Source organism: Flavobacterium sp. Root420 (genome assembly GCF_001427905.1).
GTDB lineage: Bacteria > Bacteroidota > Bacteroidia > Flavobacteriales > Flavobacteriaceae > Flavobacterium.
Genome location: NZ_LMEF01000001.1, coordinates 733,842 through 746,734 on the forward strand (window position 1 = coordinate 733,842; position 12,893 = coordinate 746,734).

Consider the following 12,893-nt stretch of genomic DNA (forward strand, 5'->3'; position numbering starts at 1 on the left):
CTAATATTGATTTAAAATTTCAATAATAGAATCAACTTCAGTCTTCGTTAAAACAGGACTCATTGGCAAACTCAAAACTTCATTATGGATTTTCTCCGTAATTGGAAATAACAAATTATTCCATTCCGAAAACGCTTTTTGTTTATGTGGCGGAATTGGATAATGAATAACAGTCTGAATATTATTTTGAGTTAAATATTCCTGTAAAGCTTCTCTGTTTTCTGTTCGAATTACAAATAAATGAAACACATGATTGTTCGAAAAATCCCAAAATGGCAGTATTATTTTATTATTTTTGATTTCAGACAAATAACGTCTTGCAATCGCGCGACGTTTCTCATTATCAGCATGTAAATTCGGCAATTTTAAATTTAAAAAAGAAGCCTGAAGTTCATCTAACCGGGAATTTACGCCGATATATTCGTTGTAATATTTTTGCTCAGAACCATAATTCCGAAGTGCAAAAAGCACTTTAGCCAACTCTGAATCATTTGTTGTAATCGCCCCGCCATCGCCCAGACAACCTAAATTTTTTCCTGGATAAAAGCTGAAAGCAGATGCTGAATTTAAATTGTTAATTATTAATTGTTGATTATTAATTGCTCCATGCGATTGAGCACAGTCTTCAACTATTAAAAGATTATTTTGATTTGCAATCTCATTTATCTTTTCCATTTCTGCCAATTGTCCGAATAAATGAACGGCTAGAATGGCTTTTGTTTTTGAAGTTATTTTCTCCTGAATTAAATCAGGATTGATGTTGTAGGTTTCTAATTTTGGTTCGACCAAAATCGGAATTAAATCAGCCTGTAAAATGGCCAAAATACTGGCAATATAAGTATTTGCCGGCACGATAACTTCGTCTCCTTTTTGGAGTTTTCCTAATTGAATATAACCTTTAAAAATCAAGACTAAAGCATCGAATCCGTTCCCTGCTCCTATGCAATATTTAGTTTGGTTATATTTGGCGAAAGCCTTTTCAAACGTTTCCAGTTCTTTTCCTAAAATATACCAGCCATTGTTTAAAACCGTTTTCAATTTTTCCTGAAAAGCAGTTTCATACGGTTCGTTTATTTTTTTTAGATCCAGAAATGGTATCATTTTATATCGATTTTATAAAAATCCTGATTGTAAACAGCACATCCTAATTCTTCTTTTTGTTGCAAAAGACCGGGATGATAACCACTTTCATTTTCTTCATTTACAATTCCCATATCAAAAAACTTTTTGCCTTTGCGTTTGTATTTATGAATCAGGTTAATAAATAAAAAGTCCAATGCTCTTACTTCTTCTCCTTTTTCAGAAGTGGCGCCATATTGTGATTTAACCACATTTTCAGTCTCAAAAATAGTTATTCCGGCAATGATCTCATCATTTTGATAAACAGAATATTGTCTAATATTGTCAGGGAATTTCTGTTTTAACAAAGCCATTTCTTCTTTGGTATGAACTGGTTTTGCATTGAATTTTTCCAATAAACGTGGTTCCAAAATAGAATTCCAAAAAGGCTGAAAATCTTCTTCTTCAATAATATCCAAATCAAGGTTTTCAATTCTTCTGAAATGCTTCATTTTACTTTTCGAAACGTGTAACGGTAATTGCAGGTTTACCGCCAAATTCATTTCTTTTCTCTCTGACAATGCGCCTCTGTGATGCAAAAAAAAGTCTATTTCCTGGTTCCCTTTCGGAAAATAAAACCCCGGAATGGGTTTGTAATGAAACGTCTCAATCGAATTTTCTTTAAAAAAAGATAAAATTGCATCTAAAATTAACTCGACTTTTTCTGCTTTTAACTTCGATGAAAATACCAAACCTCCATAAGTTAATCCTTGATGCGTATACGCAGATTTTCCTTTTATATTGGCCGGCAAAACCGCTTTAAGTTTTTCATTTTCAAAAACTAAAAGCGAAAAATCCTCAAAACGATCCTGATGGTATTCTATAAAATCTCGATGAAACAAAAACGTCGCATTTTTGGCCAGAGTGATAAAATCATTCCAGATTGCATAATCGTTTTGATTGTATTTTTTTATAGAATATTTCGTCATTTCAACTGAGAGTATATGTTTTGAAGCGAAAAGTTAGCCACGAATTCACGAATTTTATTTATTTCCTGATTAATAAAATTCGTGAATTCGTGGCTGAAAATTTTCATCTAAAATCTTATTTATGGCTGAACGCCGGTAAATACCATTTGAATTTTACTGCCATCAAACGTACGGTAATAATCACAATTGATGTCAGTAAATATAGAATATCGTTATCCAGGTTCAATCCCTTTAATGCAAAAAACACAATTCCGCCAAAAATGCAAATCGTTGCATAGATTTCTCTTCTAAAAATAGTTGGAATTTCAGTACACAAAATATCGCGTATTACACCTCCAAAACAAGCTGTCATCGTTCCTAAAGCGATACAAATTACAGGATGCAAACCAATCGAAATCCCTTTTTCTAGTCCAATTAAAGTAAAAACACCCAAACCAATTGTATCAAATAAAAACAGCGAAGTTCGTAGTTTATCAAACTTTTTTCTGAAAAGAATCGCAAGCAAAAATCCTAAAATAATCACATAAACATATTGCAAATCTTTCATCCAACCCACCGGAGTTCTGCCAATTAAAACATCGCGAAGCGTTCCGCCGCCAACGGCCGTTACAAAAGCAATAATAAAAACCCCAAACGGATCCAGTTTTTTATGCATTGCCGTTAAAGCGCCGGACATGGCAAAAGCCATTGTTCCGATAATATCTAATAAGTGAAACATTTTTTCTTTTTAGGTTCAAAGGCTCAAAGTTGCAGAGGTGCAAAGGTTGAAGTCTTTATTCTTTATTGACTCTTTATTTATTCTTGACATTAAATTAAAATTCGGAAGAATCTCTTTCAACAAAGTTAAGAAATCAACTTACAAATATCATTATAAATAAGAATTTTCAGTAGCTATTTCCTGCTGTCCACTCTATCTTTTATGGTGAACCCCACCATAAAAGGATGCCGCTCCCATCAGGGCTAGGGCACTCATTTTCAAAAGAAGATTTATAGACGTTCCAAAAGATATTAAACGAAAAATCGGGCAAAAATAAAAACCTCAGAGCCTTAGAATCTTAGCACCTTAGAACCTTTTCGAGTTACATATTCTGCGTATAATAATTGTAATCTTTCAAAACTACCCGAATAAAATCGCTATTATCCCCGGATTGATTTTTAATTCCGGTCACGCTTTCAATTTTAGCAACCAGTTTATAAATGATTTCGTGATCATTTTTCTTTAACGCTTTTTGAAACGTTTCTTTTATGATTCGCATATCATTATCAGATAATTTAATGACCAAAGGATAGGTCGGCACATACGAAGTTCCAATTTCTTCCAGAATGGTATGACTAATATTAATCCTGTTTTTTAAAGTAATAACTGCCGTTCCTGCCGCCATATCTCCTAAACGTTGCGATTTTTTACTTGAAACTATCGACACTAAAGCAACTGTCCCACCGAGAATCGCAAAATCAATCAATCTAAAAAACCAACGAATAAAATAATCGCCAAAACTGGCCTGGTAACCATCAATTTTAACCACTTTTATTTTGAGCAGTTTTTTACCAAAAGTTTGTCCTTCAAAAATGCTTTCTAAAGTGATGGAATACATTAAAACCGGAAGACCTATAATGAAAACAACCGTTCTTTTGGACCAAATATCTAATGATTCGAATAAGCTGTCAAAATGAAAAAAATAGATAAGTACCAATACAACCACCACTACATATGAGATTTTGATAATAAAATCAATAAAATAAGAGCCCAATCGCTCGCCAACAGAGGCAGCGATAAAATTTATTTTAACATTTTGTGTTGTGTTAATAGATAATTCTGACATATTTTATATTTTAGCCTACAATGAGAGAAGTTGCCTTCATAAAACAAAATAAAGAAAAATGGCTGGAGTTTGAACTCGCTATTTTTGGTAAAGCTAAAAAAAATCCTGATGAGTTAGCTAATTTGTACATTCAAATGATGAATGACCTCGCGTACGCGCAAACGTATTATCCCAAAAGTAAAACCGTTATTTACTTAAATCATCTGGCTTCTCAGATCTATCAAAAAATTTATAAAACGAAGCGAACCGAAAAAAACAAGATCGTAGAATTCTTTAAAACCGAAGTTCCTTTGCTTGTTTACGAATATAAAAGGTATTTAGTATATGCTTTTGTTTTGTTTTTTGCTACAGTTGCAATTGGTGTTGTTTCTGCTCGTTACGATTCAGATTTTGTCCGATTGATTATGGGCGATGATTATGTTAATATGACGTTGGAAAACATCAAAAAAGGAAACCCGATGGCCGTTTATGGTTCGTCAGCCAACTGGGGAAGTTTTATTGGGATTACCGTTAACAATATTCAGGTGGGGGCTGCCTGTTATTTTTATGGCATTTTTGGCGGGCTTGGTACTTTTTATTATTTGCTACAAAACTGTATTATGCTGGGTTCGTTTCAGTACTTTTTCTTCGAACACGGCGTTTTCTGGAAAAGCGTTCGCGGTATCTGGATTCACGGTTCTATGGAAATTTTTGCCATTGTAATTGAATCGGCAGCTGGATTTATTTTTGGAGCTTCGATCCTTTTTCCGAAAACTTTTTCTCGAATAAATTCGTTTAAAATCGGTTTTAAAAACAGTTTCAAAATCTATATAAGCACGCTTCCTTTTACCTTTATGGCTGGATTTTTAGAAGGTTTTATTACAAGATATTCTATTGATATGCCTATTTGGTTAAGCATTTTTATCATAGTATCAACTTTAGGTTTAATCTCATTTTATTATTTGGTTTATCCTTTTATCGTACACAAAAAAGTGCAACAATTAGCACCAAAATTGACTTAACCGAAATCAATAATGAAGAGAATTTTTCTAATTTTATCTTTCTTTTTTTGCTTTAGTATCTCAAATGCTCAGGATACTTTGGCGGAAGCCGAACCCCCAAAAGTGGCTGCTGTAAAATACACTGAAAAGGATATTCAGATCGATTCAGATACTGTTGAAGCGCGAACATTTTCAAAAAACTTCAAAAAAAAATATAGCGATCCTGAATTTATTTACGAACCAAAAGCTCCGGAAAGAAGTCTTTGGGATAATATTAAGGAATGGATTGCCAGTGTTTTGCGAAGAATTTTCTCTTTTACGGATGCCAAAACTTCTATCACTGTTACCATTATTATATTAAGAATATTGGCCATTCTGGTAATTATCGTTGTCATTTATTTGATCGTAAAAGCGTTGATAAATAAAGAAGGACAATGGATTTTCGGAAAAAATTCCAATAAAAGAGCTGTCCAATATTCTGATATCGAAAAGAATATTCATTTACTCGATTTTAAAAAATTGATACAGGAAAGTATTCAAAATGGAGAAAAACGACTTGCAATTCGGTACTATTATCTTTGGTTACTAAAAGTAATGGCACAAAATAATTACATCGAATGGGATATTGAAAAAACAAATTCCGATTATTTATACGAACTTAACAGTCCGGTTTACAGAGAAGATTTTACCTACCTCTCCTATTTATACAATTACATTTGGTATGGCGAATTTGAAATAGACGAAATCACTTTTACAAAAGCCGAAAACCGATTTAAGAAATCTATAAAAACCTTTAGCAATGAATAAATCCATCAAAATTTATATCGCTATTCTGGTTTTTGTTTTAGCCTTAATTCTAATATCAGATCGCGACCAGAAAAAACCTATTGACTGGCGACCAACATTTTCTGTACACGATAAAATTCCGTACGGACTATATATTCTTAATAAAGAAATTAAACCTCTTTTAAAAAATCAGAAAATTGAAAGAATTGCCAATGTAACGCCGTATGAATATTTAGATTCGAAATATGATGCCGATACTTTGGTAGAAAATTACAAAATTGAAGGTACTTTCTTAAGTATTTCAGAATTAGATAATATTGATGAGCAATCGATTAAAGAGCTTTTTTACTTTGTTTCGCACGGAAATAATGTCTTTTTGAGCATGAGAACATTTCCGGAAGCGTTAATGGATAGTTTGAAAATCGATGTGAAATTTGATTTCCATCAGCCGGAAAACAATTTGGTCTGGATGGCGAACAAAAACGTTAGTTCTAAGAAATATGTCTTTCAACAATCTGTAGAAGATTATTTTTCTAAAATTGATACAGCTAATACAACCGTTTTAGGCTATCAAAGCAATGCGAAAAACGAAAAACATATCAATTTTATAAAAGTTCCTTATAAGTACGGTTACTTTTATCTTCATACGCAGCCAGCGGCTTTTACGAATTTTCATTTATTGAAAAAAGACCATTATCAATATGCGGAAAATGTCTTGTCTTATATACCAAAAGGCGATGTTTTTTGGTATACCAAATTGCAAAACGACAAATCGATTTCCCATTCGCCGTTACGTTACATTCACAGTCAGCCTGCTCTAAAATGGGCCTGGTATTTAAGTTTAATCGGTATTTTGATTTTTATTATTTTTAATGTCAAACGAAAACAAAGAATTGTTCCGATATTAAAACCATTGCCTAACTTAACAGTTGATTTTACTAAAACTATCGGAAATTTATACCATCAGGAAGGCGATCATCAGAATCTAATTGACAAAAAAATCATTTATTTTCTGGAGAAAATAAGAACCGAATATTTAATTGACACAACAAAGCTTGATGATGTTTTTATTCAAAAACTACATCATAAAACAGGCAAAGATATAACCGATATTCAGGAATTGGTTTTTCTGATTAACGAACATCGAAATAGTTATCACGGAAGTCTCGAAGAAGATTTAATCAGAATTAATAACGCGATTGAGAAAATTTTACATTAAGAAATATTCGGTAGAGCTTAAATATTTCACGCAGATTAAAAAAGATTTTAGCAGATCTGCGCAGATTTTTATAATTAATTTTAAATAAAATCTGCAAAATCTGCGTGAAAAAATGGCAAATTAAGAATTAGACAGATAAGAAGAAATCAATTAAATCCATTATCCCGATAGCTATCGGGAGTGGCAAAAAACAACTAAAAATTCAACAAAAGAAAACATACCAAACATGGACGATATTAATACCCCAGAAACCGAAATCACAAATGAAAATGTGAATTTTGAAACCAGAATAAATTTAGCACCACTTTTGGAGCATGTCAATTTGATTAAAAAAGAGTTGGAAACCGTCATTGTGGGGCAGCACAAAATGATCGATCAACTTTTGGTGGCGATTTTATCAAACGGACATGTTTTACTTGAAGGAGTTCCGGGGGTTGCTAAAACGATTACAGCGAAATTGTTGTCTAAAACGCTGAATATTGGCTTTAGCCGAATTCAGTTTACGCCAGATTTAATGCCTTCGGATATTTTAGGAACTTCGATTTTTAATTTAAAAAATTCCGAATTTGAATTTAAAAAAGGGCCAATTTTCTCCAATTTAATTTTAATTGATGAGATCAATCGTGCTCCGGCCAAAACGCAGGCTGCCCTTTTTGAAGTTATGGAAGAGCGTCAGATTACTATTGATGGTTCTGCGTATCAGTTGGAAACTCCATTTTTGGTTATTGCGACACAAAACCCAATTGAGCAGGAAGGAACATATCGTTTACCGGAAGCGCAATTAGATCGTTTTTTATTCAAAATAACCATTGATTATCCAAAATTAGACGAAGAAATCCTGATCATTCAGAGAGAACATTTATTACAGGATCATGGAAAACTGGAAGCCATTAAAACGATACTTTCTGCTGAAGAAATAAAAGGATATCAAGGTTTAGTGAAGCAAATCAGAGTCGAACAAAATCTTTTAGAATATATTGCACGAATTGTAGTTAACACCAGAGAAAATGCCTTTTTATATCTGGGAGCTTCGCCACGTGCCTCAATCGCAATTTTGAACGCAGCCAAAGGTTTCGCAGCCATTCGCGGCCGCGACTTTGTAACTCCCGAAGATGTCAAAGAAGCTGCAATTCCGGTTTTACAACATCGTGTTATTGTTACTCCTGAACGTGAAATGGAAGGTATTACAAGCTCTGAAATTATTAAACAGATTTTAGAAACAGTTGAAATACCACGATAATTTTAGTTTACAGTCGCAGACGCAGTTTTCAACTCTCTAATTTTGAAATTAATCTTTTTGTAAATGAAATTTTATAAACTATTTTCTCTATCCTTAATTTGGATTTTGTTTGCAGGTTTCACACCTGTCAATACCGTTGAAAAAACAAATACGTATGTTTATTTCGAAAGCGATAAACAACAAATCGAATCCTTAATTAGAAAAGCGTATGAATGGATTGAGACCAAAAAAACGCCAAACGATTTTGATGTAGTTGCAAACAAAAAAGGTAATAAATATGTGGCTTTAAATGTAAAAAACCATAATAAAATTGTTGAAGAACTTAAAAAATCTAACTTTTTTGCGCAGCAGTTTATCGATAATTACAACAAAATTGGATTGAAAATTGGGGAAAATCTTAAAACCAATAAGTTTGAATATTTTGTTGGCGATCTTCCTCCATACGGAAATGACAGCAATTCGTGGTGTGATTGTCAGGACAATCCGGAGAAGTTTTGGAAAACACTGAAAGTAAACAACTTAAAAATTGAAAATAATAGAGCTACTTTTTACTGGACATGGACAGAATGGAAAGAAACGCCTAAATATAAAGTAACGGCAATTAAAGAAAATGGAATCTGGAAAATAGCCGTTTTAGATGGTTTTAACTATAAAAGCTTCCTTGGACTTTAGTACAAACTTTTAACCTTAATTTTTTTAATTTGAAATTCATCAAAAGCCTTTATCTCAATAACTTCTTCTTCTATATCCTTTTAGGCATTATAGGAATGTTTGTTTGTGCTTTTATTTTTCCGAATTTATACAACAGCGTTTGGTTTATTATTTTGGTTTTAAGCACCTTTTTAGGCCTTGATATTTTGCTTTTATATGTATCAAAAGGAATTGAGGCCTCAAGAAAAACGCCAGAAAAGCTCTCAAACGGGGATTTAAATCCAATTCAGGTTACGATTAAAAATCAGTATACTTTTCCAGTTTCGGTTAAAATAATTGATGAGATTCCGTTTCAGTTTCAAATTCGTGATTTTAAAATCATAAAAACGATTCCGGCTTCGACACAAAAAGAAATTGGTTATGATTTGCGTCCAACGGAACGTGGCGAATATTCTTTTGGGAATTTAAATATCTATGTTTCTTCTCCTTTAAAATTAATTTCGAGAAGATTTACTTTCGATAAAGATCAAATGGTGCCCACTTATCCATCGTATATCCAGTTGAAAAAATACGATTTACTCGCTTTTTCGAATAACTTACATCAATACGGAATCAAGAAAATCCGCCGTATTGGTCACACCATGGAATTCGAACAAATTAAGGAATATGTTCAGGGTGATGATCTCCGCACCTTGAACTGGAAAGCCACGGCAAAGAAAAATTCGCTGATGGTCAACCAATTTCAGGACGAAAAATCACAATCGGTTTATATGGCGATTGACAAAGGCCGTATTATGCAAATGCCTTTTGATGGATTGAGTTTATTAGATTATGCCATAAATTCTACTCTTGTTTTATCGAATGTTATTCTGAAAAAACAAGATAAAGCAGGAATCTTTGCTTTCTCAAAAAAAGTAGAAAACAGAGTTTTTGCGGAAAGAAGATCTTCGCAAATGCAAAAAATTCTCGAAACGTTATACAACATCAAAACCGATTTTTTCGAAAGTGATTACAGCCGATTGTATGTAGATATTAAGAAAAATATCAATCAGAGAAGTTTGATTATTTTGTATACCAATTTCGAAACAATGGACGGTTTAAACAGGCAATTACCTTATTTAAAAGGAATTGCGAAGAGCCATTTATTAGTGGTCGTTTTCTTTAGCAATACAGAACTAAATTCGATCATCAACAAAAAAACAGACACCGTACAGGAAATTTACGATAAAGTGATAGCCGAAAAATTCATGTTCGAAAAACGTTTAATTGCAAATGAACTCAAGAAATATGGAATTCATTCGGTTTTGACACAACCGGAGAATTTGACTTTGGATGCTATTAATAAGTATTTGGAAATAAAGGCGAGAGGGATTTTGTAAATGTTTAATATTAAAAAATGCAAAAATGGATTACGAATTTATTTCAAAAATTGGATTAGTTACAGGTTTATATTTTTTTGTAAATTATTTCTATAAAAATACAGATTGGCATTCTTCAACTAAAAACGAAAAGAAGAATTTGCAATACTACATCAAATATCTTTTGATATTATTTTTTGGTTTAACTCTTTTTTGTAGCGCAATAATTTTATCTATGATTTTTTTAAAAGAATTACTCAATTATTTTGAGAAGATAAGCTATTGGGAGCAAATAGGTCTTTCTCTTGGACTAATTATTCTTTATTTCTATGGTTTAATCTTAAAAGATGGAAAAAAAATTAAAGCGGATAAACAACTTTCACTAATTGAAAAACAACATAATGAAATTCTTCACCTAGAAAAAAAAATTAAAACCTTAGAAATTAAAAACTAACTATTACTATATAAAATTAAAATTTTATTCCTCATTATTTTTTATCTGATTTTTATCCTCTATTAATTTACAGTTATATTACGTTATCCCGTAAAAATCAATTAATTAAAATAAGTAGTTTTGAAAAAAATAAAAACAATCCATGTAATTTCAAACTCATAAAAAATGAAAAAAGTAATTCTAATTCTGTTCATTTTATTAAGCTGGAAATCTTTGGCACAAAAAACAGAAAACATCATCATCATTACCACGGACGGTTTTAGATGGCAGGAAGTATTTAAAGGAATGGATCCGGCAATTGCCAATGATAAAAAATTCAATCAGGGAGACAGCACTTATATTTATAAAAAATATTCAAGTGCTGATTTTAAAGAAAGTCGTAAAAAATTAATGCCTTTTTTATGGTCTGAAATTGCTTCGAAAGGACAGATTTATGGGAATCGTGACCTTGGCAATAAAGTCAATGTATCCAATCCGTATTGGTTCAGTTATCCTGGATATAGCGAAATTATGACCGGAAATGTTGATGTGGCTATTAATTCAAATGGTTACAAAGCGAATCCAAATGTAAATATTTTAGAATTTCTAAATCAGCAGCCAAAACTCAAAGGCAAAATAGCTGCTTTTGGCGCCTGGGATGCTTTTGACCGAATCCTGAACGAAGAAAGAAGTGGTTTTCCGGTTATTTCAGCCTTTGATAATGTTGGCGGAAACAAACCTACAGCAACTCAAAAGCTGTTAAATGACATGCGTAATAATTCGTATAAACCCTTTCATGAAGACGAATGTCTGGATGTTTTTACCCATTATGAAGCCTTAGATGAACTTAAAACCAAGAAACCAAAAGTACTTTATATCTCTTACGGGGAAACAGATGAATGGGCGCATCACGGTCATTACAGATCATATCTCGACGCCGCTAACCAGGTTGATAAATGGATCAAAGAAATCTGGGATTTTGTACAAAATGACCCGCAATATAAAAACAAAACTACTTTATTGATTACCGTAGACCACGGACGTGGAGACAAGACAAAAGCACAATGGACAGATCATGGTGCTGATGTTGTGGGTGCATCTGAAATTTGGTTTGCTGCCATGGGACCGGAAATTGCAGCAAAAGGCGAAATGAAAACAGACACACAATTGTATCAAAAACAATTTGCTCAAACCATCGCTAAAATTATGGGATATAATTTCACAACCACACATCCTGTGGCTAATGAAATTCCGGAATTGCTGAAAAAATAAATTTAACAACCCTAATAATTAACCAACTAAACCAACCAAAACCAATGAAAAGAATTCTACTAAGTCTATTTCTATTCGTTATTTTTATTCCGAAGATAATGGCTCAGGCAGACACAACTGCAGCCTATTATGATAAAATTGAGCAATCCTTAAAATATGAAACCGGAAAAATTACTTTAACTGAAGGAGAAGGAATATTAAACGTTCCGAAAGGATTTAAATTTTTAAACGGAGAACAGACCCAACATGTTTTGACTGATTTATGGGGGAATCCAGAAGACAAAACGGTTTTAGGATCGCTTGTTCCGGATGGAAAAGGCGTTACACATAGCAACAGCTGGATGTTTGTAATTAGCTACCAAGGCGATGGTTTTGTAAAAGACGATGATGCAAACGACATTGATTATGACGATTTGCTAAAAACCATGCAGGAAGACATGAAAGTCGCAAATGAAGAAAGAAAAAAAGGGGGTTATGCTGAAGTTCAATTAATCGGCTGGGCGTCAAAACCGTATTATGACGCTAATTTAAAAGTATTACATTGGGCAAAAGAATTAAAATTTGGCAAAGACGAAGCCAACACCTTAAATTATGATTTAAGAGTTTTAGGACGAAAAGGAATGTACAATATTTCGGCCGTTGCCAACATGGGTGAACTTGCAGAAGTAAAAGCCAGTATTCCGGGAATCCTGAAAAGTGTTGAATTTAATGACGGACACAAATATCTAGACTTTGATGCCGATACCGATACCGTTGCGGCCTGGACCATAGGCGGTTTGGTAGCTGGAAAAGTTTTGGCAAAAGTGGGCTTCTTTGCTATTTTGGCGAAATTCGGAAAAGTCATCGTCATCGGTTTAATTGCTGCATTTGCTGCTGTTAAGAAATTCTTTTTCGGTAAAAAAGAACAGGTAATGACAAGACCAAAAGAAGAGGAAGAACTTGTAGAAGAAACTGCTTCTACTGAAGAATAGATTATTTTTTTGCCACTAATTTCACGAATTTTCACGAATTAATTCTTTCGCATCAACACGAATAAAAAATTAGTAAAAATTCGTGAAATTCGTGGCAACATTTTTTTCAAAA

13 protein-coding genes are annotated in these 12,893 nt (G+C 32.8%); 9 read left to right on the top strand and 4 right to left on the bottom strand.

Annotated elements, in window-relative coordinates:
* The 4 genes from ASC72_RS03220 to ASC72_RS03235 form a co-directional block, all read right to left on the bottom strand.
* Positions 1-1,101: a DegT/DnrJ/EryC1/StrS aminotransferase family protein gene (locus ASC72_RS03220; RefSeq protein WP_056186603.1), complete on the bottom strand. Its 1,101-nt coding sequence runs from the start codon at positions 1,099-1,101 to the stop codon at positions 1-3.
* A complete protein-coding gene (locus ASC72_RS03225; RefSeq protein ID WP_056186605.1) occupies positions 1,098-2,048 on the bottom strand; it encodes a GNAT family N-acetyltransferase in 951 nt (316 codons plus the stop codon). The genes ASC72_RS03220 and ASC72_RS03225 overlap by 4 nt, the downstream gene beginning before the upstream one ends.
* 115 nt (positions 2,049-2,163) lie before the next feature.
* On the bottom strand, positions 2,164-2,766 hold the full coding sequence (locus ASC72_RS03230) for a trimeric intracellular cation channel family protein (RefSeq protein WP_056186608.1): 603 nt from the start codon (positions 2,764-2,766) through the stop codon (positions 2,164-2,166).
* Between the two features lie 361 nt (positions 2,767-3,127).
* Positions 3,128-3,871: an RDD family protein gene (locus ASC72_RS03235; protein WP_056186612.1), complete on the bottom strand. Its 744-nt coding sequence runs from the start codon at positions 3,869-3,871 to the stop codon at positions 3,128-3,130.
* A 20-nt stretch (positions 3,872-3,891) separates the two neighbouring features.
* Here ASC72_RS03235 and ASC72_RS03240 point away from each other — a divergent pair, with 20 nt between their 5' ends.
* The 9 genes from ASC72_RS03240 (at position 3,892) to ASC72_RS03280 (ending at position 12,781) form a co-directional block, all read left to right on the top strand.
* Positions 3,892-4,872 carry a stage II sporulation protein M gene (locus ASC72_RS03240; protein WP_056186615.1) on the top strand — a complete coding sequence of 327 codons (981 nt, stop codon included), beginning with the start codon at positions 3,892-3,894 and terminating at the stop codon, positions 4,870-4,872.
* A 12-nt stretch (positions 4,873-4,884) separates the two neighbouring features.
* Entirely contained in the window at positions 4,885-5,658 is a 774-nt protein-coding gene (locus ASC72_RS03245; protein WP_056186617.1) for a hypothetical protein, read from the top strand.
* Positions 5,651-6,856 (top strand): DUF4350 domain-containing protein, encoded by a 1,206-nt coding sequence (locus tag ASC72_RS03250; protein ID WP_056186620.1) that lies wholly within the window; start codon positions 5,651-5,653, stop codon positions 6,854-6,856. The genes ASC72_RS03245 and ASC72_RS03250 overlap by 8 nt, the downstream gene beginning before the upstream one ends.
* A 226-nt stretch (positions 6,857-7,082) precedes the next feature.
* A complete protein-coding gene (locus tag ASC72_RS03255; RefSeq protein WP_056186623.1) occupies positions 7,083-8,096 on the top strand; it encodes a MoxR family ATPase in 1,014 nt (337 codons plus the stop codon).
* A gap of 63 nt (positions 8,097-8,159) precedes the next feature.
* Positions 8,160-8,768, top strand: a complete 609-nt coding sequence (locus ASC72_RS03260; protein ID WP_056186626.1) for a hypothetical protein — start codon at positions 8,160-8,162, stop codon at positions 8,766-8,768.
* A 29-nt stretch (positions 8,769-8,797) separates the two neighbouring features.
* On the top strand, positions 8,798-10,126 hold the full coding sequence (locus tag ASC72_RS03265; protein ID WP_056186630.1) for a DUF58 domain-containing protein: 1,329 nt from the start codon (positions 8,798-8,800) through the stop codon (positions 10,124-10,126).
* A gap of 25 nt (positions 10,127-10,151) precedes the next feature.
* Entirely contained in the window at positions 10,152-10,559 is a 408-nt protein-coding gene (locus ASC72_RS03270; RefSeq protein WP_056186632.1) for a hypothetical protein, read from the top strand.
* A gap of 165 nt (positions 10,560-10,724) precedes the next feature.
* The gene (locus ASC72_RS03275) at positions 10,725-11,810 is read left to right on the top strand and encodes a phosphoglyceromutase (RefSeq protein ID WP_056186634.1); all 1,086 of its coding nucleotides are present in this window, start codon (positions 10,725-10,727) and stop codon (positions 11,808-11,810) included.
* A gap of 44 nt (positions 11,811-11,854) precedes the next feature.
* Positions 11,855-12,781, top strand: coding sequence for a DUF2167 domain-containing protein (locus ASC72_RS03280; RefSeq protein ID WP_056186637.1), 927 nt, complete (start codon positions 11,855-11,857; stop codon positions 12,779-12,781).
* Positions 12,782-12,893 lie beyond the last annotated feature (112 nt).